Annotated in this window: 23 protein-coding genes and 1 pseudogene; 12 read left to right on the forward strand and 12 right to left on the reverse strand. The window is 71.1% G+C overall.

Annotation, left to right across the window (positions count from 1 at the left end):
• Positions 1–130: 130 nt before the first annotated feature.
• From VHA73_13530 to VHA73_13560, 7 genes are all read left to right on the forward strand, one after another.
• On the forward strand, positions 131–532 hold the full coding sequence (locus VHA73_13530) for a hypothetical protein (GenBank protein HVX19046.1): 402 nt from the start codon (positions 131–133) through the stop codon (positions 530–532).
• Positions 532–1,545 carry an FAD:protein FMN transferase gene (locus tag VHA73_13535; protein HVX19047.1) on the forward strand — a complete coding sequence of 338 codons (1,014 nt, stop codon included), beginning with the start codon at positions 532–534 and terminating at the stop codon, positions 1,543–1,545. Before VHA73_13530 ends, VHA73_13535 begins: the two co-directional genes overlap by 1 nt.
• Complete coding sequence (locus tag VHA73_13540) at positions 1,542–2,132, forward strand: ferric reductase-like transmembrane domain-containing protein (GenBank protein ID HVX19048.1); 591 nt, start codon at positions 1,542–1,544, stop codon at positions 2,130–2,132. Before VHA73_13535 ends, VHA73_13540 begins: the two co-directional genes overlap by 4 nt.
• Before the next feature lie 10 nt (positions 2,133–2,142).
• Positions 2,143–3,456 carry an NADH-ubiquinone oxidoreductase-F iron-sulfur binding region domain-containing protein gene (locus VHA73_13545; GenBank protein HVX19049.1) on the forward strand — a complete coding sequence of 438 codons (1,314 nt, stop codon included), beginning with the start codon at positions 2,143–2,145 and terminating at the stop codon, positions 3,454–3,456.
• Positions 3,447–3,671, forward strand: a complete 225-nt coding sequence (locus VHA73_13550; GenBank protein ID HVX19050.1) for a ferredoxin — start codon at positions 3,447–3,449, stop codon at positions 3,669–3,671. Before VHA73_13545 ends, VHA73_13550 begins: the two co-directional genes overlap by 10 nt.
• A gap of 80 nt (positions 3,672–3,751) precedes the next feature.
• The gene (locus VHA73_13555) at positions 3,752–4,459 is read left to right on the forward strand and encodes a response regulator transcription factor (GenBank protein ID HVX19051.1); all 708 of its coding nucleotides are present in this window, start codon (positions 3,752–3,754) and stop codon (positions 4,457–4,459) included.
• Between the two features lie 7 nt (positions 4,460–4,466).
• Positions 4,467–5,894 (forward strand): HAMP domain-containing sensor histidine kinase, encoded by a 1,428-nt coding sequence (locus VHA73_13560; protein HVX19052.1) that lies wholly within the window; start codon positions 4,467–4,469, stop codon positions 5,892–5,894.
• An 80-nt stretch (positions 5,895–5,974) separates the two neighbouring features.
• Here the strand turns inward: VHA73_13560 and VHA73_13565 are convergent, their stop codons facing one another.
• Complete coding sequence (locus VHA73_13565; protein HVX19053.1) at positions 5,975–6,361, reverse strand: hypothetical protein; 387 nt, start codon at positions 6,359–6,361, stop codon at positions 5,975–5,977.
• A gap of 164 nt (positions 6,362–6,525) precedes the next feature.
• Here VHA73_13565 and VHA73_13570 point away from each other — a divergent pair, with 164 nt between their 5' ends.
• Positions 6,526–7,005: a hypothetical protein gene (locus tag VHA73_13570; GenBank protein HVX19054.1), complete on the forward strand. Its 480-nt coding sequence runs from the start codon at positions 6,526–6,528 to the stop codon at positions 7,003–7,005.
• A 167-nt stretch (positions 7,006–7,172) separates the two neighbouring features.
• On the opposite strand, the gene VHA73_13575 is transcribed toward VHA73_13570, so the two are convergent.
• Both VHA73_13575 and VHA73_13580 read right to left on the reverse strand, forming a co-directional pair.
• A complete protein-coding gene (locus VHA73_13575; protein ID HVX19055.1) occupies positions 7,173–8,321 on the reverse strand; it encodes an NlpC/P60 family protein in 1,149 nt (382 codons plus the stop codon).
• Between the two features lie 246 nt (positions 8,322–8,567).
• Positions 8,568–9,059, reverse strand: coding sequence for an HU family DNA-binding protein (locus VHA73_13580; GenBank protein HVX19056.1), 492 nt, complete (start codon positions 9,057–9,059; stop codon positions 8,568–8,570).
• 73 nt (positions 9,060–9,132) lie between these two features.
• Between VHA73_13580 and VHA73_13585 the strand changes: the two genes are divergently transcribed.
• Together VHA73_13585 and VHA73_13590 are read left to right on the forward strand one after the other, a co-directional pair.
• Positions 9,133–9,939 (forward strand): maleylpyruvate isomerase family mycothiol-dependent enzyme, encoded by an 807-nt coding sequence (locus VHA73_13585; protein ID HVX19057.1) that lies wholly within the window; start codon positions 9,133–9,135, stop codon positions 9,937–9,939.
• An 8-nt stretch (positions 9,940–9,947) separates the two neighbouring features.
• Positions 9,948–11,090, forward strand: a complete 1,143-nt coding sequence (locus tag VHA73_13590) for a metallophosphoesterase (protein HVX19058.1) — start codon at positions 9,948–9,950, stop codon at positions 11,088–11,090.
• A gap of 141 nt (positions 11,091–11,231) precedes the next feature.
• Here the strand turns inward: VHA73_13590 and dnaB are convergent, their stop codons facing one another.
• From dnaB to panB, 7 genes and pseudogenes are all read right to left on the reverse strand, one after another.
• Positions 11,232–12,650, reverse strand: coding sequence for a replicative DNA helicase (dnaB, locus tag VHA73_13595; protein ID HVX19059.1), 1,419 nt, complete (start codon positions 12,648–12,650; stop codon positions 11,232–11,234).
• A 411-nt stretch (positions 12,651–13,061) separates the two neighbouring features.
• Positions 13,062–13,508 (reverse strand): 50S ribosomal protein L9, encoded by a 447-nt coding sequence (rplI, locus tag VHA73_13600; protein HVX19060.1) that lies wholly within the window; start codon positions 13,506–13,508, stop codon positions 13,062–13,064.
• Positions 13,509–13,714: 206 nt separating this feature from the next.
• Positions 13,715–13,963, reverse strand: a pseudogene (gene rpsR, locus VHA73_13605) (30S ribosomal protein S18).
• Positions 13,963–14,439 carry a single-stranded DNA-binding protein gene (ssb, locus tag VHA73_13610; GenBank protein HVX19061.1) on the reverse strand — a complete coding sequence of 159 codons (477 nt, stop codon included), beginning with the start codon at positions 14,437–14,439 and terminating at the stop codon, positions 13,963–13,965. Before ssb ends, rpsR begins: the two are co-directional and overlap by 1 nt.
• Before the next feature lie 12 nt (positions 14,440–14,451).
• Complete coding sequence (gene rpsF / locus VHA73_13615) at positions 14,452–14,811, reverse strand: 30S ribosomal protein S6 (protein ID HVX19062.1); 360 nt, start codon at positions 14,809–14,811, stop codon at positions 14,452–14,454.
• A gap of 257 nt (positions 14,812–15,068) precedes the next feature.
• Positions 15,069–15,779, reverse strand: a complete 711-nt coding sequence (locus tag VHA73_13620; protein ID HVX19063.1) for a DUF192 domain-containing protein — start codon at positions 15,777–15,779, stop codon at positions 15,069–15,071.
• Positions 15,780–15,800: 21 nt separating this feature from the next.
• Positions 15,801–16,673, reverse strand: coding sequence for a 3-methyl-2-oxobutanoate hydroxymethyltransferase (gene panB, locus VHA73_13625; protein HVX19064.1), 873 nt, complete (start codon positions 16,671–16,673; stop codon positions 15,801–15,803).
• 227 nt (positions 16,674–16,900) lie between these two features.
• Between panB and VHA73_13630 the strand changes: the two genes are divergently transcribed.
• Positions 16,901–17,143, forward strand: a complete 243-nt coding sequence (locus VHA73_13630; GenBank protein ID HVX19065.1) for a hypothetical protein — start codon at positions 16,901–16,903, stop codon at positions 17,141–17,143.
• A 99-nt stretch (positions 17,144–17,242) separates the two neighbouring features.
• Here the strand turns inward: VHA73_13630 and VHA73_13635 are convergent, their stop codons facing one another.
• Together VHA73_13635 and VHA73_13640 are read right to left on the reverse strand one after the other, a co-directional pair.
• Positions 17,243–19,465, reverse strand: a complete 2,223-nt coding sequence (locus VHA73_13635) for a transglycosylase domain-containing protein (protein HVX19066.1) — start codon at positions 19,463–19,465, stop codon at positions 17,243–17,245.
• An 87-nt stretch (positions 19,466–19,552) separates the two neighbouring features.
• Positions 19,553–19,999 (reverse strand): DUF5318 family protein, encoded by a 447-nt coding sequence (locus VHA73_13640; GenBank protein ID HVX19067.1) that lies wholly within the window; start codon positions 19,997–19,999, stop codon positions 19,553–19,555.
• A gap of 399 nt (positions 20,000–20,398) precedes the next feature.
• On the opposite strand from VHA73_13640, the gene VHA73_13645 reads away from it, so the two are divergent.
• Positions 20,399–22,324 carry an NAD(P)/FAD-dependent oxidoreductase gene (locus tag VHA73_13645; protein ID HVX19068.1) on the forward strand — a complete coding sequence of 642 codons (1,926 nt, stop codon included), beginning with the start codon at positions 20,399–20,401 and terminating at the stop codon, positions 22,322–22,324.
• Positions 22,325–22,548: the final 224 nt, after the last annotated feature.

The raw sequence follows: 22,548 nt of genomic DNA on the forward strand, positions 1-22,548 counted from the left end.
ACAGCACCGGGAATCACAGCACCGGGAAAGGGGGACCGGTGCTGACCGGTCCGGTCAGCTGTCGACTGCTAACCCAGCGCTAACGCACGGTTGCGGCGCGCTTTTCGGGGCCACCCGTACCGTGCGAGACATGGATCCGAACCACACCGGTCACCCGCACCCCGGGACAGGGGCACACGACCGAGACCGTGGCAACCGCCTCGTCCGGCGGGTCACCACCACGTTGGCCCTCGGTGCCGTCGGCGCCACGGCGGCCTTCGCCGGCCTCACCGGCCTCGTCACCCAGCACGCTCGAAACCACGCGGCGACCACCGCCACCACCGCGACCACCGCCACCACCTCCTCCACCACGTCGTCCACCGGCTCGACGACGAGCTCCACCGAATCGGAGCGTCACGAAGGGTCCGACGACGACGACGGGGCGGCGCGCCAGTCGACCGCTTCGACGACCACGACCACGACCACGCCCACGACGACGGCGACGATCACGCCGACCCAACAGGCTCCATCTGTCGTGAGCGGCGGCTCGTGATGCACGTCGACGGACCAGTCGACGCCAGCGCACGCTGGTCGGCGATCGGCACGACCGTCCGCGTGCTCGTCGCCGAGCCGGCGTACCTGGCGTCGGCGGCGTACGCCGTGGCGGCCGTCGTCAACGACGTCGACGTCGCCTGCAGCCGCTTCCGCGCCGACTCCGAGCTCATGCGCCTGTGTCGCGCCGGGGTGGCCACCGAGGTCTCGCCGCTCCTGGCGCAGGCAATCGAGGCGGCGCTCGACGCCGCCAAGCAGACCGACGGGGCGGTCGACCCCACCGGCGGTGCATCCATCCGTGCGCTCGGCTACGACCGCTCGTTCGACGACCTCGGCGGCACGAGTCGCACGCACGCCGCGTCCCTCAGCGCCGGACCGTACGACCCTCCCGGTCCCGCCTTCGCCGGGTGGGAGCTGGTCCGGCTCGACCCGCGCACCCGCACCGTCTGCATGCCGCGAGGCGTCGAGCTCGACCTCGGCGCGACGGCCAAGGGCCTCGCCGCCGACCTGGCAGCGCATGCCGCGGCCGGCGCGGCCGATGGCACCGGCGTCCTCGTGTCGCTCGGGGGCGACCTGTCGGTTGCCGGCGCTACGCCATCGGGCGGCTGGGCGGTCAAAGTCGCCGACGACCACCGCGCACCGCTCGACACGACCGGCCCGACCATCGCCGTCCACTCCGGCGGCCTGGCCACGTCGAGCACCACCGTCCGGCGTTGGACGCGCGGCGAAACAACCGCGCACCACGTGCTCGACCCCGCCACCGGACGCTCGACCACGGGCCCGTGGCGGACCGTGACCGCCGCAGCGGCGAGTTGCCTCGAGGCCAACGTGGCCACCACGGCCGCCATCGTCATGGGTGCCGCTGCACCCGCGTGGCTCGAAGCCCACCACATCCCCGCCCGCCTCGTGGGCGCCGACGGCCAAGTCGTGCTCGTGGGCGGCTGGCCCGCTGATGAGCAACCGGTCGAACCTGCGCCGGTCGGCCCGGCAACGGTGGAAGGGTCGCCACGATGACCGCAGCCATCGGCGGCCAGGCCATGTGGTTCCTCGTCAGAGGCTCAGGGATCGTGTCGCTGCTCTTGTTGACCGCCGGAACCGCCCTCGGCATCCTCACCTCGCAGCGCTGGTCGCTCACCCGCCGCATCCCTCGATTCGTGGTCGGCGACTTGCACCGCAACCTGTCGATGCTCGCGGTCGCGTTCGTGGCGTTGCACGTCGTCACCACGATCGTCGACGGGTTCGTGCCGATCCGCTGGATCTCCGCCGTCATCCCCTTCACCTCGTGGTACCGGGGCTGGTGGCTCGGCCTCGGCGCACTGGCAAGCGACCTCTTCCTGGCCGCGGCGATCACCAGCGCGTTTCGCCGCCGCCCGCCCTATCGGGCCTGGCGGACCATCCACCTGGCCGCCTATGCCTCATGGCCGATCGCCGTGGCGCACTCGCTCGGCACCGGAACCGATCGCGGTGAGGGCTGGATGCTCATGCTGGTCGCGCTCTGCATGGCCCTGATCGCCGGCTTGGCCGCCTGGAGGGCGTTCGACCGCTTGCGACCGCTCCGCACTCGGCCTCCCGCCGGCTCGCTGGGGACACAGGCAAGGTGACACGAGCCCGATGACGTCCACCGCGATCGACTTCCCCTCCGTGCACCGACCCTCGTCGGCCACCGCAGCATCGGGGCACCTGCCCCGGCTCTTCGCACCGATGTCCGGCCCGGCCCACCATCACGCCAGCCATCTGGCCCGCTTCGGCCCGCTGCCCGACGGCTACCACCGACTCGGGCATGGCCTCATCGAGGAGGTGCGGCGCGCCGGCCTGCTGGGGCGCGGCGGTGCGGCCTTTCCAGTCGCCACGAAACTCGACGCGGTGGCGGGACGGCGCAACGGGGTGGTGGTCGTGAACGCCACCGACGGCGAGCCGGCGAGTCGCAAGGACGCGGTGCTCGCCAGGGTCGCGCCACATCTGGTGATCGACGGTGCCGTCTTGGCGGCCGGAGCCATCGGCGCACTCGACGTGTTCGTGTGTGTCGACCGACTCGACGGCGACACCCTGCGCTCGCTACAAGCGGCCGCGGCCGACCGGCCGTCGTTCGAACCGCCGACCCGCGTGCTGGCGGCACCGGCCCGATACGTGGTCGGGGAAGCGACCGCGCTCGCTCGCTGGGTCGGCGGCGGCGAGGCGCGACCCGTCTTCGGTGTCCGTCCCGACCAGCGGGGGTCCTGGGGTCGTCCGACGTTGGTCCACAACGCCGAGACCCTGGCGCACCTCGCGCTGATCGCGCGCCACGGCGCAGATTGGTTCCGCGCGATGGGGACCGCGGCCGAGCCCGGCTCCACGCTGGTCACGTTCGTGGGCGACATCGAACGCCCCGGCGTCATGGAAGTGGCCATGGGGAGCGACTTGCGCAGCCTCGTCGACGAGGCCACGCCCACCGCGCGGCCCACGGCGTTGCTGCTCGGCGGCTACGGCGGCACATGGGTGCACGCAACGACGGCCGCAGAGCTCCGTTGGTGCGACCATTCCTTGCGCACCGCCGGCGCGTCGGCTGGCGCAGGCGTGGTGGCCGTTCTGGGAACCCACCGCTGCGGCCTCGCCGAGACGGCCGGTCTGGCTCGCTGGTTCGCCGGGGAGTCTGCGGGCCAGTGCGGGCCCTGTCGCTTTGGTCTGCCCGCCATCGCCGACGTGCTCGAGACCCTGGCGGCCGGTCGTGCCCAGCCCGGCGACGTCGCGCAGCTCCACCGATGGCTCGCTGATGTCGACAGGCGGGGCGCGTGCGCCCACCCGGACCTCGCGGTCCGCCTGGTGCGCAGCGCGCTCACCACCTTCGGAGAGGACATCGCGTCCCACCTGCAGGGTCGACCGTGCGCCGGCGCGGGCCTCCCACCGATGCTGCCCGTGCCCGACTTGGGAGGTGAACCGTGGCGTTGACCCGGCGGGCCGGACTCGAGTTGGTCGTCGACCCGATCCTGTGCGACGGCGCGGGGATGTGCGCCGAATTGCTCCCCGAGCACATTCGGCTCGACGACTGGGGCTTTCCGATCGTGCACACGCCCGAAGTGCCGCTCGCCAACCGTGGGGCAGCAAGGCGGGCCTGCCGGGCCTGCCCGAAGCTCGCGCTCCGGTTGCAGGGAACGCTCCGCTGACCGACCTCGTGCCTGCCGGGCCCTGTGGCTCGACGGCCTCTGCACGCACGGCCGGTGGCTTGATCGGTCATGCTGTCGACGTGCGGCTGCTGCTGATCGAAGACGACCGCGGCATCGCGGAACCGCTGGTCGAGGGCCTGCATGCCCACGGCTACGAAGTGGGCTGGGTGACCACAGGCGGCGAGGCGCTCGAGGACCAAGGCGGTGGTCTGGTGCTGCTCGATCTCGGTCTCCCCGACCTCGACGGCACCGAGGTGTGCCGGCGCCTGCGAGCCAGGGACGCAAACCGTCCCATCATCGTGATCACCGCGCGGGGCGAGGAAGACGATCGGGTCCGCGGTCTCGACGCCGGCGCGGACGACTATCTCGTCAAGCCGTTCGGGTTCCGCGAGCTCACCGCCCGGATCCGTGCCGTGACCCGCCGCGTGGGTGGCGACAACGCTGGCGAGGACGTGCGCGTGCAGCAGCTCGGACGGCTGGTGGTCGACCGGTCGGCGCACCGGGTGCTCGTCGACGGCCGAGAAGTGGCCCTCACACCGAAGGAGCTCCAACTGCTCGCGGCACTCGCCGAGCGTCCCGGCAGGGTCGTGAACCGTCACGTCGTGTTCGAGCGCGTGTGGGGCCCGCACTTCTACGGCCCGACCAAGACGCTCGACGTCCACGTCGCCTCGCTGCGCCGCAAGCTCGGCCACCCCGAATGGATCGAGACGATCCGCAACGTCGGGCTCCGGCTGGGCGACACCGGGACCGACGGCGCGCCGGACCACGCGCCGTCGCCGCGCGACTAGGTCCGCCGTGCGGCGCCGGTTGCTCGCCTCCTATCTGGTCTTGGCGCTGGTGGTGCTCGTGGCCCTCGAAGTCCCCCTCGGGGTCGTGGGCACGCGCCGTGAGCGCGACGGGGTGCGCGCCAATGCCGAGCGCGACGCCACGGTGCTCGCCGCGCTGTCGTACCTGGCCGTCGACCCCGACCACGACCGGCCCCACGGCGCGGACAGCGACCACCAGCGCGAGGTCACCGACCTCAACGACCTCACCCGCCGGTACGTGACCGGATCGCGCGTCGAGGTGCTCGTGGTCGACGCCAACCGCAACGTGATCGCCTACCAGTCCCACAACGGTGAAACGCGACCCGACACCCGCCAGGACCTGAGCCCGCTGCTCGGACAGGCCCTCGAAGGCAACGCAGCCGTCGCGGCTGGCACGACCGAGGGCGAAGCGACCGAAGTGGCCGCCCAACCGATCACCAACCCCGGTGGGCAGGTGGTGGGCGCCGTGCAGGTGACGGTGTCGGCCCAAGCCGCGCAACACCGGGCCCTCGAGCTGGTCTGGGCGCTCATCGGCTTCGCCGCGCTCGTGCTGGCGGTCGCCGCTGCGGTCGGTGTGCTGATGGCCCGATCCGTGGCTCGCCCGTTGGCGAGCTTGGAGACGGCCGTTCGCTCGCTCGAGAGCGGCGACCTCGACGTGCGCGCCCGGCCCGGAGGCCCGAAGGAGATCCGGACGGTGGCGGTCGCGTTCAACAGCATGGCCGACCGTCTGCGCGAGCTGATCAACAGCCAACGCAACTTCTTGGCCGACGCGTCGCACCAGCTGCGCTCCCCCCTCACCGCGCTGCGACTCCGGCTCGAAGCCATCAACCCGGACGACCGCGAAGGCACCCGGCGGCATCTGGCCGGCGCGGTCGGTGAGGTCGAGCGACTCTCGCGGCTGACCGAAGGTCTGTTGGCGCTCATGCGGGTCGAGGGCAGACGTCCATCCCGCAAGCAGGTCGCGGTCGGCGACATCGTCCGCGAGCGCGCGGCGATCTGGGAAGCCTTCGCCGACGAGCGCGAGGTCCACTTGCGCGTCGACCTCCCCGCCGAGCCGCTCCTCGCCCTCGACGTCGAGGGCCACCTCGAGCAGGCGCTCGACAACTTGCTGGCCAACGCACTCCAGGTCGCGCCCGCTGGCTCGGAGATCTCGCTGGCGGCCCAGTCGACCGTTGACGGTGACCGTTCCCTGGTCGAGGTGACGGTGACCGACGAGGGCCCGGGCATGACCCCCGAGGAGCGCGCTTCGGCGTTCGAGCGCTTCTGGCAGCACCACGACAACCGCACCGGCCGCACCGGACTCGGTCTCACGATCTCACGGCAGCTGTCGCGGGCCAGCGGCGGCGACCTGTTGCTCGACGACGCGCCCGGGGGCGGCTTGCGCGCGACCGTGCAGCTCGAGGCGGCCTCGGCCTGAGACGGGCGCCGTCGCGCGAGGGTGGTCGGCGCACCCGGCACGGTGGCCGGGAGTCTCCGGGCCGTGCCGAGGTCAGCGACTCACTTGGTGAGCAGCGTCGCCGCAGACCAGATCACGGCGATGGCACCGATGCCGATCATCACCAGACTGCGCCCGAGCGGCGCCTCGGGGAGGTCACGCCGACCGCCCCGCGCCGGCCCTCGCCCACCCGCCCTGGCCGGCCCGCGCCGGGTGCCACCCGCCTTGTTCGCCCGACCCGAGGCGGACTTGGCGCGACCCCCGCCGGACGTGGCAACACGCCCTCCGCCCGACTTCGCCCCGCGGCCCTTCCCCGACCTGGCGGCGTCTGGTGGACGCGACGGAGGGCGCAGCAACGCCAGGCCGTAACCGACCACCATCGCCGCGCCGAGCGCCAACACCAGCCACACCAGAAGGTCGGCGCCGAACACGCCGGAGTCAGCCAGCACGGGTCCTCCTCGGTCGTCGGCCGGACCGGGCCGCCCGGTCGAGCGTCGACCTTAGGACCCGGCTGGCTGCGCCGTGACACGCGACCGTCCACCAGGTCCACCGAGGCCGCCCCCCAGGCGCCGACGTGCCCGCCACGGGCGCGCCCGGCCAGACTGACGGGACCATGGAGCCCACCACCGCGGACCCCTCGATCGTGGCGCCGGTCACCACCCCCGCTGCTGACACCCCGGCCTGGCCGGTTTGGATGACCCGGGCATCGACCGCGCTGGCATGGCTGGCCGTGGCCTCGTTCGTGGGCGGCGTTGTCCTGTTCGCGTTGCCGGTGGCGAACCGCTACCGCGGCCGCACGCTGCAGGACTGCGGCGTGCCGGCCGCGTACCTCTGGGACGGGCGCAGCAGCGCCACCGTGTCGACCAGCGATCCGCCCACGTTCATCCGCCCAGCCGACCGAAACCACATCGACGCGATCAACGCCCACCAGTGCTCGTCGCTGGTGGCCGAGCGGGCCGTGCCCGGTTCGGCGCTGCTGCTCGGCGTGGTGGTGCTCGGCTTGGTGGCGTTCGTGTTGGCGATCATCGGTCATCGCGCCGACGAACGGGCGGCGATGCTCGCCCCGCCGCCGCCACCGCCCGCCCAGGGCTGAAGCCCACTGGCAACCTCACCGGCCGGCGGACCACCGACCTGCGCCCTGCGGGCCCTCCAGCCGTCGACCCGCCCGACCCTGCCCGGCCGGCCGGCCCATGTACCCCCACGCGAACGACGGGGCCACGCGGGCCCCGTCGAGCAGATCGTGTTGGCGGAATGGGCCGTCTAGGGCCGGACGACGGCCTCAGGGGTCGACATGTAGAGGCTGGCGTAGCGGACGACGTCGCCCGTGTGCGGCGCGTGGATCACGGTGCCGCCACCCACGTACATCGCCACGTGGCCGGTGCCGTAGTAGAAGACCAGGTCGCCCGGCTGGATCTGCGAGATCGACACGCGGCGACCGGCGTTGATCTGGGCGTACGTGGTGCGCGGGATGCTCACTCCGGCACGAGCCCAGGCCCATTGCGTGAGGCCCGAGCAGTCGAACGCCACGCCGGGTTGCTCCGCGCCCCAGCCGTAGGGAACGCCGAGTTGCGACTGCGCTGCGGCGACGGCCGCGCCGCCACCACTACCGCTGGAGACCGGGACGTTGTAGTTGCCGCCGGACGACGTCGGTGCGGCCGGAATGTTGGCGACGGCCACGACACCGGTGCTGCGGCGAGCGGCGCTGGCCTGTGCAGCTTGCGCCTGCGCCCGTGCCTGGGCCGCCGCAAAGGCGCGGGCCTCGGCGGCACGCGCTTCGGCCTGGCGCTTGGCCTCGACGAGCTGGCGCAGCTCGCCTTGCACCTGGTTGTTCAGCGCTTCGTACTGGTTGGTGGCCGCCTGCGCCGATGCCTTCTCCTGCGCGGCCTTCGCCTTGGCAGCGTCGGCTTCCTTGCGGGCGGCGTCGAGGCGCTGGATCTGGTCCTCGGCGTCCTTGCGGGACGCCTGGAGGTTGTCGACGAGCTGCTGGCGGTTGCCCATGGCCGCCTGGGTGTAGCCCTGACGCTGGCCCAGCTTGTCGGTCGACGTGCTCACGAGGTCGGTGAGCGAGTCGGTACCGCCGCCGGTCACATAGGAGTTGATGGCGTACTTGGCGAGCTCGCGCTGGTCCTGCGACTGCTGAGCCTTGGCGTTTGCGACGTTGGTCTGCTGCGTCTGGATCTCGGCGTCAAGCTCGGCGATCCGGCTCTGGGCCGCTTCGTACTTGTTGGCCGCGTTCTCGACCTGGTGCTGGAGGCTGTCGAGCTTGGCCGCGATCTCCTGTGCCTGCTTCTGCTTGTCGGCGATGGGATCACCGTGCGCGCCCGACGAAGTGACGGCGATCGGCCCTGCGGCCATCACCACACCCAGGCACGCCGCGACGACCCGCTTTCGGAGACCTCGGCGTGGCATGGGCGACAAAGCTACCGACCCCCCAGGATCATTACAAGTCGGTGACGATTCGCAACGTAGCGACCCGATTGCCCTGCCAAGGCCACCGTTCGTGTCGGATCGGGCCGACCAGCGCCCACGCCGGCTACGCAGCGTAGGGAATGACCGCGCGGGCCAGCGGCTGATGCTCGCATCCCAAAGCGGGGAAGCGGTGCGCCCGGGCAGCGCCCGGACCGGGAGCCGACGGACGCACCGCACCCCATCAGATCAGGCCTTCTTCAGCTTCGCTGCGGGCGATTCACCGTTGACGACCTTCTTCAGGGAGCCGCCAGCGGTGAGCTTCACGTTCTTGCGAGCCTTGGTCTTCACGGTCTCGCCGGTACGCGGGTTGCGGGCCGTCCCCGCCGGGCGGGACGTGCGGGACGCCGAGAAGAAGCCCGTGATGGTGATCTTGTCGCCCTTCTTGACCGTGGCGCCGATCACGTCCTCCATGGCGTTGAGGACCGCCGCCGTGTCCTTGGCACTGACTCCGGCCTGCGCGGCCACCTGGGCGATGAACTCGGACTTGTTCACAGAAGGAGGTTCCTTTCGAGTCGTTCGACAACGCCGTCGGGGGGATTCCTTGTCGGCGAGCAACCAGCTTGGCAACCAGGCCACCGCGATTGGGGGATGCTCGGCGCGGAACCCCTTGCGAGGCAAGGGTTCCCGACCCGCGATCTCGCCGAAAGCCTTGTCACACAACGACATCGGTCCGCTCACCCATGTGCACCACCCCGCCCCGAGACTCCCTACGCTGCGGATGACGCGATGCCGCTCCACCGACGGAGACCCGATGGACTCGTCCCAGCTGCCACCCGCCCGCCTCGACCACGACACGTGCGTGCGCGCCCTGCGCGAGGAGGCCGACCGCTACGCCGCCGCACTCGAGGCCGGTCCGCTCGATGCGCCCGTCGCCGCCTGCCCGGGCTGGGACGTGGCCGGTTTGATCGCGCACGTGGGCAGCGTGCACCGCTGGGCCACCCGCCATGTCACCGACCGGGCGACCGGGCTGATGTCGCGCCGCAACCTCGGCATCGAAGCGCCCGCCGAACCCGGCGCACTCGTGCCCTGGGCCCGTGAAGGCGCCGACGAGCTGATCGAGGTGTTGTCCAAGACTCCAGGCGACACGCCGGTGTGGAACTGGGTCGGCCCGCCGAGTGCCTGGTTCTGGTCGCGACGCCAATTGCACGAGACGGCCATGCACCGGGTGGACGTCGAGCTGGCCCGCGGTCCGGCGTCGCCCATCGACACCGCCGTCGCGCTCGACGGGATCGACGAGCTGCTCGCGTTGGTCAACGGGCTCGAGGACCTCCCCGGCCGGCTCGGCAGCGAAGGGGGTCCCGGCCGCACGATCCACTTGCACGCAACCGACGGCGCAGGCGGCGGCGACGGCGGGGGTGGCGGCGAGTGGACGATCACGACCACCGCCGAGGGCTTCGAGTGGACGCACGACCACACCAAGGGCGACGTCGCCGTGCGCGCCACGGCGTCGGACCTGTTGCAGATCCTGTCGAACCGGCTCGATCCCGCGGCCGGCGACGTCGGGGTGTTCGGCGACGCCGGCCTGCTCCGGCTCTGGACCTCGTCGACCGCGCTCTGACCGTCGCCATGCCCGGCCCCAAGCCAGCGGCCACCCGCCTCGAGATCTTCAGTGTCGACATCGACTCCGTGCAGGTCACCTGGGCGGCGCTCGGGCCTGGTCCGGTGTCGATCACCGCGGCGGACACCAGGGTCGAGCTCACCGCCGACGGCGGACCCGGCGCGGTCGTGCTCGACAAGTTGCCGCCAGGCCGCGCCCTCGAGGTCGTGGTCCGCGGCGAGGGCGTGCGCGGCGGGGAGCGGCGCCTGACCGCCACCACGTTGTCGCCGCCGCCCGGTGACGAAGTCGCCCGCTTCGCGACGATCAGCGACATCCACACCGGCGAGGAGGGGTTCGGCTACTTCCACGGCATCAAAGAGCGCGACGACGTCGAGCCCTACCCGACCCGCAGCGCGGCGGCCGCCGTCGACGAGCTCACGGCGTGGGGGGCCGAGCTGTTGGTCGTCAAGGGCGACATCACCAACAAGGGCGTCGAGACGGAGTGGGCGGCCGTCGCCGACGTGCTCGGGGCCGCGGCGCTGCCCGTGACGGCCGTCGCCGGCAACCACGACGTGAAGCACACCAGCGAGCTCGACCTGGCCGGTGGTTTGACCGGCACCGGGGTGACCACCGTCGAAGGAACCGGCATCCACGACCTGCCCGGCGCCCGCGTGGTGGTGGTCGACAGCACGATGCCCGACGTCCACCGCGGCCACGTCCACGCGCACATGCCCGCCGCGCATGCCGCGCTCGCCGAAGCCGCCGCCGAAGGCCGCGGGGCCGTCATCGCGCTCCACCACCAACTCGGCGTGCGCGGGCTCGGCGTGGGCTGGCCACCGGGCCTACGCCGGCGCGAGTCGCGTGACTTCCTCGCCGCGATCGCAGCCGCCAACCCGCACACGCTCATCACGTCGGGCCACACCCACCGCCACCGTCGTCACGAGGCCGGACCGGTGACGGCCACCACGGTGGGGTCGGTGAAGGACTATCCGGGCGTGTGGGCCGGCTACGTGGTGCACGAAGGTGGCATCCGCCAAGTGGTCCGACGGGTGGCCCGTCCCGACGTCATCCGTTGGACCGAACGCTCCGGCGACACCGCGTTCGGCGCGTACCGCCACTGGACGCCAGGGCGGTTGTCGGCCCGCTGCTTCGCCCTCGACTGGAGCGGCTGAGCGGCTGAGCGGCTGAGCGGCTGAGCGGCGAGCACCGACCGACACCCGTCGAACCACCCCGGAACTGGGCACCTGAATGAAGGTCTGCTGGGGGACGGGCTCGCGGGTGGGAAGGACGGTTGGGTCCGTCGGGTGGCGACCTCAGACGTCGCGGGCCATGTTGGCGAAGCGGGTGTAGTGGCTGAGGAAGGCCAGGCGGACCGACCCGGTGGGGCCGCTGCGGTGCTTGGCCACGAGGACCTCAGCCGTGCCCCGGTCGGGCGACTCGGCGTTGTACACCTCGTCGCGGTACAAGAACATCACGACGTCGGCGTCTTGTTCGAGGCTCCCCGATTCGCGCAGGTCGGACAGCATCGGCCGCTTGTCGGCTCGCTGTTCGAGGCCGCGGTTGAGCTGTGCGAGCGCCACCACCGGCACCTCGAGCTCGCGGGCCAGGATCTTCAGCCCGCGGGACAGCTCGGCCACCTCGACTTGGCGGCTCTCGGCGCCGGCCCGGCCGGTCATCAGCTGGATGTAGTCGACCACCACCATGCCGAGATCGCCCACCCGGCTCTTGAGCCGCCGAGCCTTGCCGCGGATCTCCATGAGCGACACGTTCGGGTTGTCGTCGATCCAGATCGGCGCATCGCCCAGGCGGCCGACCGCGTGGGTGATCTTGGTCCAGTCGGTGTCGTCGAGCTTGCCATTGCGGATCCGTTGCGAATCGACACGGGCTTCGGAGCACAGCAGCCGCTGCGACAGCTCGATGCGGCTCATCTCCAACGAGAAGAACAGCACCGGCCGGCGGGCATGCAGCGCGGCATGCGACGCCATACCGAGTGCGAACGAGGTCTTGCCCATGGCGGGACGGGCACCGACGACCACCAGTGCGTTCGGCTGCAGGCCCGACAACAGGGAGTCGAGGTCGACGAAACCGGTGGGCACGCCGGTGATCGCGTCGCCCCGGTCGTACAGCTCCTCGATGCGGTCGAGGGTGTCCTTCAACATGTCCTGCAGCTGACTCATGGAGTCGGTCATGCGGTGCTGGGACAGGTGGTAGACGAGCGACTCGGCGTGGTCGATGGTCTTCACCACGTCGTCGGGCAGGGAGTAACCGAGCTCGGAGATCTCGCTGGCCACGCCGATCATGCGCCGCAACAGGGCGTGCTCCTCGACGATCTTGGCGTAGTGCGCAGCGTTGGTGGTGGCCGGCGTGCTGGTCTGCAGCCGGATCAGCGCCTCGGGGCCGCCCACCGCGTCGAGCAGGTCGGCCCGGCGCAGCTCGTCGGCCACGGTGACGGGGTCGACCGGTTCTCCCGAGGCCACCAGCGACGTGATGGCTTCGTAGAGGTGGCTGTGGGCCGGCTTGTAGAAGTCGCCCGCCGCCACCTGCTCCGCGGCCGCGGCCACCGCATCGCGAGACAACAACATGGCCCCCAGCAACGACTCCTCGGCGTCGAGGTTGTGCGGCGGCACCCGCAGCGCCCCTTCCCGGGCCGCAGCGGGACGGCCACCCGCAGGACGCGAGGCCGCCAGCGCTGCGAACTCCGGATCGTCGTCGGGTTGCTCGCCGTTCGCCATTGGTTCACCTTGGAGGATCAAGCCTGTGGGCAACCAGCCCCAACAGCCTGGGGATTGCGGGCCGTGGCTTGGGGATGTCGGGTGGACAACCCCGCGCCGGTTGTGGATGGGCGCGTCGAAGCTGACGCGTCGACGCTCGGGCGTCGTTACGGGTCACGGGCTGCCGTGCAACCCGTTGGTCACGGGCCGGCGTACCGGTCCGTTGGCGGGGCGACCGGCCGACCGGCCGGGCACCCCCGATCGGGGCCTAGTGGTGCGTCTGGCAAATGGCGGGGCGGGCCTGGCGGCCCTCGCCACCGCTGGGCGGCGTCCCCCTCCTCACCGCAGCTACGGCTGCGCCTTCGTCGTGCGTCCTTGCCAGCGGCACCGAATGACTCGCCATGACCACCTCCTCACCCACCAGCCACACCGCTAGGAGGCGACGACCTCGATGGTGATGGGGAACTCCACGTCGGCGTGCAGCTTGGCGGGGACGAGGTGGGTACCCACCGACTTGATGGCGTCGTCGATGTGGAGCAGCCGACGGTCGAGCTCGATGCCGGTCTGCTCTTGCACCGCGTCGGCCACCTCGCTGGTGGTGATCGACCCGAACAACTTGCCTTCGCTGCCGGCGCGTGCCGCGACGGTGATCACTTTGGGCACGAGCTGCGAGGCGATCTGCTCGGCGGCCGCGCGGTCGGACGCGTCCTTCACGTCGCGCGCGCGGCGCATGCGAGCGGCCTGCTCCTCGGCGCCCTTGGTGGCCGTCATGGCGAGGCCCTTCGGGATCAGGAAGTTGCGACCGAACCCGTCGGTCACATCGACCACGTCGCCCTTCTTGCCGACGCCGTCGACGGCGGCGCGCAGGATGAGGCGCATCAGGCTTCGACCTCCTCAGTGGCCTCCTCGGCGACGAAGTCGGTCGACGTGTCGTTCACGGAGGTGTCGTCGAACGTCTCGTCGCCGAGCTCCTCGTCGCCCGCACGCGTGGGCGGCGGCGCGGTGGGGCGCGGCGGCGGGCCGTCGGCCCGGACCGAACGCTCGCCGCCGCCACCGTCGCGCTTGTTGCGCTGCTGGGTGACGCGGTTGGCGTAGGGGATCAACGCCATCTCCCGGGCGTTCTTGATGGCCATGGCCACCTTGGCCTGCTGCTGGGCGTTGTTGCCGGTGACCCGACGAGCGCGGACCTTGGCCCGCTCGGAGATGAACCGCCGCAGGAGGTTGACGTCTTTCCAGTCGACGTACTCGATGTGCTCCTGGGAGAGAAGGCTGACCTTCTTCTTGGCCCTTCGGTTGTTGTCCTTGTTCTTGTTGCGCTTGCCCTTGGGTGCCATCAGAAAGGTTCCTCGTCGTCTGCGTAGCTGCCGCCGCCACCGCCGCTGGACGCCGCGGGCCGGCTCTGGCCGCCACCTTGGTTGTCGTAGCCGCCGCCGGTGTTGCCACCCTCACGGCGCTCGTTCTTCTTGACTTCGGCAGTGGCCCACCGAAGGCTGGGCGCGACTTCGTCGGCCACGACCTCGACCTTGGAGCGCTTGTCGCCCTGCTCGGTCTCCCACGAGCGCTGCTCGAGGCGACCGGTCACGATCACCCGGGCGCCGCGGGCGAGCGACTCGGCGACGTTCTCGGCCATCTGTGACCAGCACTTCACGTCGATGAACGACGTCTGCTCCTGCCACTGACCGCTGCCACGGTCCTGCCAGCGGCGGTTGACGGCCAGCCCGAAGCTGGCCACGGACTGGCCCGAGGGCGTGAAGCGCAGCTCGGGATCGCGGGTGATGTTGCCCACGAGGGTCACGGTGTTGTCTGGCATGGTCGGTCTCCCTTACTCGGCGGACGCCGCTGCGGGCGCCTCCGCCGGTTTCGGTCCCCCGAACAGGCCACGGCGATCCGCCTCGGCGTCGGGCAACCGGATCAACTTGTGGCGGACGATTTCGTCCGCGAGCCGCAGGGTCCGGCCGAGATCGTCGAGCGCGCCGCCTTCGGCGAGCAACTCGAAGACCACGTACCAGCCCTCGTCTTTGTGGTTGATCGGGTACGCGAAGCGCCGCTTGCCCCACTTGTCGGTGGAGGCGACCGTGCCGCCAGCGGCCTGGACCTGCGCTTCGATCTGGTTGATCTGCAGCTGGACGGCCGATTCCTCGAGCTCGCCTTGGCAGATGATCATGAGTTCGTACGCTCGCACGCACGCTCCTCCCTGTGGACCCGGTCGTGCCGGGGCCCCGTCGGACACGGGGCAGGGTTTGCAGTTGACCGGGCGATGCTACTTGCCCGGCCTGCCGGCGCCCAAAGGACGCCGACCCGCAGGTCCCTGCCGATCACCCCAGTGTGCTCCCGGGGTGTGACATCGACCCCCGGGACACAACCGACGTCCACAAGCGCGGCGCACGCAGGGCGGGGCCCGACGCGGGGGACGCGGGGGACGCGGGTGAAGGCGCCTGGTCAGGGCGCGCGGGAGCAGGCGTCGGCGCCGCCGGACGGGATCACCAGCCGGGATCCCACGCCGATGCCGAGGCGGCCGAGGTTCCCGGCGGGCACCTCGATGGCGTAGCGGTATGGCGCGGCGGCCGGGTACTGCGGGCAGTCGGCGCGATCGCCGCACGGGTACATGCGCGTGGCCGACACGAACTTGCCGTCGCCGTCGAAGAACGCGATGCCGAGCTCTTGAGGCGTGTTGCGCATCCAGAACGAGGTGCTGTTCTCGGTGGCGAACGCGAACAGCATCCCGTCGTAACCGGCGAGGTGGCGATCGGTCACCCACATCAGCCCTTGGTCCTGGCGGGCCGTGGTGTCCGCCAGCATCAGGCACCAGCTCGCCTGCTTGCCGACGGCATCGACGATCGAGACTTCGACCGCGCGGAACCCGTGGGGCGCCGGGTCGGCCTTGCCGGCCAGCGGTGCGATCGTGGTCGCAGGCGCGGCGGTGCGACCCGGTCCTTCGTGGTCACGCCGGGCGATGGCGATCACGGCCACGACGATCAGCACGAGGGCGCCGGCCAGGCACGCCGTCGACAGCCAGATCAGCCAGCTCCGCCCCTTCGACTCCTCCGGCTCTGGCGCGGGCGCGGATGGCGGCGTGCCGGCAGGTGGGGCGTCCGCCGATGGCTGGCCCGGGGCCGACGACACAGGGTCAGGGACCCCGGGCTCCTCCATGTGTCGACCGCTACCTGCTCGTCAGCCTGCGGGGGAGTTGACGGCCCGGCCGTAGAGCTCGAGCGACTCGGCCACCTCGCCGGTGAGGTGGTACGACTCCTCGGGCCCAGGGAAGGCGCCGGAGCGGACGTCGGCCGCGTAGGCGGCGAGGGCCTGCACGGTGTCGGCCTTGATGGTGGCGTAGCGACGCACGAACTTCGGGGCGATCCGGTCCTCGATCCCGAGCACGTCGTGGTACACGAGCACTTGGCCATCACAGTGCACCCCGGCCCCGATGCCGATGGTGGGCACGTCGACGGCGTCGGTCACCATCGCCGCCACCTCGTCGGGCACGCCTTCGAGCACGATGGCGAACACACCCGCGGCCTCGAGGGCCTTGGCGTCGGCGATCAGGTTGAGTGCCGCGTCCTCCGACTTGCCCTGCACCTTGAAGCCGCCCATCGCGAGGACCGACTGGGGGGTGAGGCCGAGATGGCCCATCACCGGGATCTCCGCTGCCACAAGCGCGTCGACCATCGGCAGCCGCTTCGCCCCGCCTTCGAGCTTGACGGCCTGGGCGCCGGCCCGGATGAGGATCGCGGCGTTCTGGACGGTGTCGGGGACCGACACGTGGTAGCTGAGCCACGGCAGGTCGGCCACGACCAGCGCCCCGGGCTTGGCACGGCCCACCGCTGCGGTGTGGTGGGCGATGTCGGCGACGGTGACCTGCAACGTGTCGTCGTAACCCAGCACGACCATGGCGAGGGAGTCGCCGACCAACAGCAGGTCGACGCCGGCTTCGTCAGCCATGCGGGCACCCGGCGCGTCGTACGCAGTGACCATCACGAGAGGGTCGTCGCCGCGGCGTGCCTTGCGGGCGCGCACCGCGGGAACGGTCACGGGCTTTCGGGCCATGAGGCACCTCCTATCCGTCCAGCGCCACTCGGCTGCCGGCGGTGCTGTCATCGTATCGACGCTGTCGGCGGTGAACGCAAGCGGAGCGGTCGAGGTCGCCGGACCCGGCGCGAGACCGGCGACCCGGCGCCCCACCATCACCTGCACGCACCCGGCGACGGCGCCGTCCACGCCCCGCGCCAGGCCGGAGGTCGGGGCCCGAGGCGCGCGGCCGTATCCTGCGGTCCATGGCCGATGACGCGGCATCCCAGCCGACTCCCGAGCGCTGCGACAGCTGCGGCGACAGTGGCGACCTCACGACGGTGCGCCGCGTGTACGTACACCACGACCTCACCCCGCAAGAAGCCGACCGTGCCGTGGCCACGGGGGGCGACGACGGTCGGTCGTTCACCCGCGCGGGCGAGCTCGAGCGCTGGTGCCCGACGTGCCGCACGTTGTACCTGCACGACGTCGACGCGGTCGAGGGCTGACGGGACCGACCGGACCAGGAGCCGCCTGCGGAGCCCGGCCACCGGAGCTCAGAGTCCGCACCGGCCACCTCGCTCGGGCGGCTCGACCCCCGATGCGGTTCAGTGTCCGCCCTGCCCCGGCGGCGACGGGCCGTGCGTCACGGGCGGCGCCGTGCTCGTCGAGGTGGTCGACGGCGCGTTGGTGGTGCTGGTCGACGATGCCGGCGTCGACGATGTGGTCGACGGCGCGGTGGTCGACGATGTGCTCGGCACCGTCGACGGCGCGGCAGAGGTGACGGGCGGGTTGATGTACTCGCCGCCGGACAGGTCGGTGGCGGTCGGGAACGTGGTGTGCGGCCCGTCCTTCAACGCCGAGTACATGAAGTTGTGCCAGATCAGCGCAGGGAACGTGCCGCCCTGCACGTACTTGGGCATGGGCTTGTTGCCGCTTTCGGGGTAGCCCATCCACACCGCGGTGGTGAGCTGCGACGGGGTGAACCCGACGAACCAGCCATCGGCGCTGTTGTCGGTGGTACCGGTCTTGCCGGCGGCCTGCCACGGAAGGCCCTTCCCGCTGGCGGTACCCGACACGAGCACCTGCTGGAGGGCGTACACGACCTTGGCGTTCTGTTGCTCGGTGAGGACCTGGTCGGTGCTGTCGGGGGCCTTCCAGACGACCTTGCCGTTGGCGTCCTCGATCCGCGTGATGACCGTGGTGTCGATGTGGCGACCGTTGTTGGCGAACGTGTTGTACGCGGTGGCCATGTCGATCGGGGCGACTTCGCCGGTGCCGAGCACGAGGCCGGGGCTGAACGAACCGTCGCTGTTGCGCAAGTTGGAGTTCGACGGGTCGATGCCGAGCTGGTACGCCAGCTTGGCGACGTTCTCGGGGCCGAGGTCGTGCATCAACGGCACGTACACGTTGTTCACCGAGTGGGCGATGCCCGTGATCAAGTTGAAGGACCCTGCCTCAGAGTGGACCGGCTGGGGGTGCACGCCGTCCTTCGTGTACCAGGGATACGTGGCCACGGCAGGGGCGGTGAAGCCCGAGTACAAGCTCTTGTCCTGCTTGACGGCCTCGGCCAGCGCGAACGCCTTGAACGTCGACCCCGGCTGGCGGCCCCCGCCACCGCCCGCCTTGCCGACCGTGAGGTTGACCTGACTCTCCCCCGCTCCCGCGCCGAACGGCCGGTCGCCTGACACCATCGCCACCACGTGACCCTTGGAGTCGACCGACACCAGCGCGGCTTGCGGCTTGGGACTGAACATGGCCGAGCTGTTCAGGGTGGACACGACCGAGTCGTACGCCTTGGTCTGCAAGCCCGGGTCGAGCGTGGTGTACACGCGGTAGCCACCCGAGTACGCCTCCTTCTCGCCCACGATCGAGATGAGCTGGTGGGTGACGTACGAGACGAAGTACTGCGAGCCGCTCGAGTTGGCCGCGTCGGGACCGAACGGGCCGCCGAGCCAGGTGATGCCGTTCGACGGCTTGAAGCCGATCACGCCGGCCTCGACTGGTACCCCTTTGGCGTCGGTCTCTTGCTGTTGGGTGATCCAGTGCGCCTTGCGCATGTTGGTGAGAACCGAGTCGCGGATCTCCTTGGCGTAAGGCCGCTGCGACGCCACGGTGGGATCGGTGCCCGGCGACCGGATGATCGCGGCGAGGAATGCCGCCTGGGCGAGGTTCAGGTTCTTCAGGTCGGCGTGGTAGTAGGCGCCGGCCGCGGCCTGGATGCCGTACGCGCCGCGCCCGAAGTAGATGGTGTTGAGGTAGCGGCGGAATATCTCCTTCTTGGAGAGCTTCTGCTCGATCTTGACGGCCAGGACCGCTTCTTTGAGCTTGCGGGTCCAGGTGCGCCGCTGGTTGAGGTACACGTTGCGGACGTACTGCTGGGTGATGGTCGACCCGCCCTGCGAGCGGCTGCCGCTGGTCAGGTCCTCGACCGCGGCCCGGGCGATGCCGACCGGATCGATGCCGCCGTGCTTGAAGAAGTTGCGGTCCTCGGCCGCCAGCACCGCGTGTTGCACGACCTGGGGGACGTCGTCGAGCCGGTTGATCTTGACCCGGTTGATCGCGCCGTGGAGGGCGGCGGCCGCGTTGTCCTTGTTGCAGTTCTTGGGCTGGTCGGCGAAGCAGATGAACGAGGTCTGCGCCTGGGTGGGCTCAGCCGGCGGCAGCTTCACCTGCGACAGCACCCACGCGAAGCCCGCGAACCCCATCACGGCCACGATGCCGACCAGGAACAACCCCCGGCGCCAGCGCCACAGGAAGCTGCGCTTGGTGACCTTGCCCTTGCGGGTGGTCTTGAGGTTGTGCGCGGGTGTCCGCTTCGGGGGGGCCATGTCGAGGTGGGGGCCGGCGCCGGCGCCGTGGACGACGGCCGGCGGGGTGGGCGACGATCCTACCAGCGGCCTTGCGGGGCTCCCGGGTCAGGACTGGGCGCGGGTCGACGCCGTGGGCTGGCCGTCGACCACGAACGACCGTGCCAGGTGGTTCCACCAACAGCCGGTGCAGACCTCGACCACGTAGCAGCCGTACGTGCCACCCCCACGGGTGATCTTGGCGAGCTCGCCGCGCATGGTGAGGCACCGCCCGTGGGCCGGGAGGCGGGGGCCGAACACGAACGTGACCAGGACCAGCGGTTGTTCCTCGCAGATCGGGCACGTCTGGGAGGTCGGCGCGCCGTACTCCGCGGCCACCCGGCGCAGTTCGGGGTGGGCGTCGCAGACCTCGTGTTGCGCGATGCGGCCCTTGCGGAACTCCGACACCAGCGCCTGGCGAGTGAGGCGGTAGTCGATCTCGCCACCGGCACCCTCGTGGCCCTCGCCGCCACGGGCGAGCGTCCGAGGGCGAAAGGAGCTGGGCCCAGACGGCATCGGCGCCAGGGTATCGCCGTGGCCGCCCCGAGGTACTGCCGTCCCGACTGCCGACTCGACTGCCGACTCGACTGCCGAGCTGTGAGCAGCTGGCCACCTGGGAGGTGGCCAAGCGCTCACAGCAGGGAGGGGGTTTGGGCGGGACTGCCTCTTCCCGGGTCCCGGCGGTCCCGGGTCCCGGCGGTCCCGGGGTCTCGGAGGTCCCGGCGGTCCCGGGGGTCCCGGGGTCTCGGGGTCCCGGGGTCTCGGAGGTTCGGTGGTCCCGGGGGTCCCGGAGGTCCCGGGGGTTCCGTGGGTTCCGGGGTGGGGGTGGCGGGGTCTACGGTCTGGCGCGGGGCACCGGTCCGAGGCCATGCACCGTCGGGCGACGGGCCGAGCACACACAAGGGGGAACCAGCCGTGCGCTTCACCACGGCCACCGAGCCGATCGACGCCGACGACGCCACCATCCGCGCCGCGCTCGACCACGCCGACCTGCCGGCGCTGTTGACCGCGGTCGCCCACCTGACGGGCGACCGCCGCGTGCTCGATCCCCGCTTTCGTCCGCGTCCCGACCAACTGCTGATCCCCGACTACGGCGTCACAGCCGCCGACGCGGCAGAGGCCCGCGACCTCGCCGCCGCGGCGTTGGCCCGCCACCGCGACGCGGGCAATCCCGCTCCCGCACCCCTCCCCACCGAGGAGTTCCGTGAGCTGGTCCAGTTCCTGATCGGCGACGACCAGGCCGACGCGTACCTCCCGCTGCTCTGGGAGGAGTCGGGTCTCGGCGGCGATCTGCGCACCCCCACCTGGCACAAGGACGACCTCGCCCCCGACACCGAGTTCACCGTGGCCATCATCGGCGCGGGCATGTCGGGCATCGTCACCGGCCATCGACTCGGCCAGGCCGGCGTGCCCTATGTCGTGCTCGAGAAGAACGACGATGTCGGCGGCACGTGGTTCGAGAACCAGTATCCCGGTTGCCAGGTCGACATCCCGAACCACATCTACAGCTACTCGTTCGCGCAGACCAGCGAATGGCCGAACCACTTCTCACCCCAGAAGGTGCTGCTCGACTACTTCCGCCAGTGCGCCGACGAGTTCGGCGTACGGCCTCACATCCGGTTCGGCACCCAGGTCGTGCGAGCCGACTTCGACGACGACCGTCAGGTGTGGAACGTCACGGTGCGGCCCACCGCCGGTGGTCCCGAGGAGACGATCGTCGTGCAGGCGGTCGTGAGCGCGGTCGGGCAGCTCAACCGACCCAAGTTCCCCGACATCGAGGGCCAGGAACGGTTCGCCGGGCCGTCGTTCCACTCGGCGCGCTGGCGCCACGACCTCGACCTCGGCGGCAAGCGGGTGGCGGTGATCGGCACCGGCGCGAGCGCCGCGCAGTTCATCCCTCCGGTGGCCGAGCAGGCAAGCGAGCTGCTGGTGTTCCAACGCACCCCGCCGTGGTTGGTGCCCGCGCCGACGTACCACGAGGACCTCCCCGACCCGCTGCGCTGGTTGCTCGGCCACGTGCCCGGCTACCTCGGCTGGTCGCGCACCTGGCTGTTCTGGCGTGCGCACGAGGGCCTCTTGCCGATGGCTGCCGTCGACCCCGACTGGCCGCATCAAGAACGGTCGGTCAGCCTCATGAACGACATCGTGCGGGAGATGTTCACCGCCGCGATGCAACTCGAGGTACCCGACCCGGAGCTGCTCGCGAAGATCTTGCCGACGTACCCGCCGATCGCCAAGCGGGTGGTGCTCGACGACGGCACGTACACCCGGGCGCTCGCCCGCGAGAACGTGCAGCTCATCACGACAGGCATCGCCGAGATCACCGAGAGCGGCGTCCGCACGACCGACGGGGTCGACCACGACGTCGACGTCATCATCTACGGCACCGGCTTCACGGCGTCGGAGTTCCTGATGCCGATGGCCGTGACCGGCACCGGCGGCGTCGACCTGCACGAGCGTTGGGGTGGCGAGGCCCGGGCGTTCCTCGGCCTCACGATCCCCGGCTTCCCGAACCTGTTCCTCCTCTACGGGCCCAACACCAACATCGTCATCAACGGCAGCATCGTGTACTTCTCCGAGTGCGGCGCCGGGTTCATCGTCGAGGCGATCCGGACCCTGCTCGCTGGCGGCGCGCAGACCGTCGAGTGTCGCAAGGACGCGCACGACGCGTTCAACGAGCGGGTCGACGCGGCCAATGCCCGCATGGCGTGGGGCGCGTCAAGCGTCAACAGCTGGTACAAGAACGCGTCGGGCCGGGTCGCGCAGAACTGGCCGTTCTCGCTGCTCGAGTACTGGGAGCAGACCCGCACGGTCGACCCTGCCGACTACGTCATCCGCTGACAGCTCTGCCCGAGGCCCCAGTCGCCGCCTTGGATCGAGCGGCGCGTCGCCGCGCGCCGGACGCCTGACCGATCGTGGTCGCGCCTGTTGGCGTCGCGCTGGCCGGGCAGTCGCGGGCCGGGCAGCCGCGGGCCGGGCAGCCGTGGGCCGGACGGCTGCCCCACCCGCACCGGCCCGTCGGGATCTTTTCGCCCGAATCGCTTCATCGTGCGTTTGTGAAGCCG

Source organism: Acidimicrobiales bacterium (genome assembly GCA_035547835.1).
GTDB lineage: Bacteria > Actinomycetota > Acidimicrobiia > Acidimicrobiales > Iamiaceae > DASZTW01.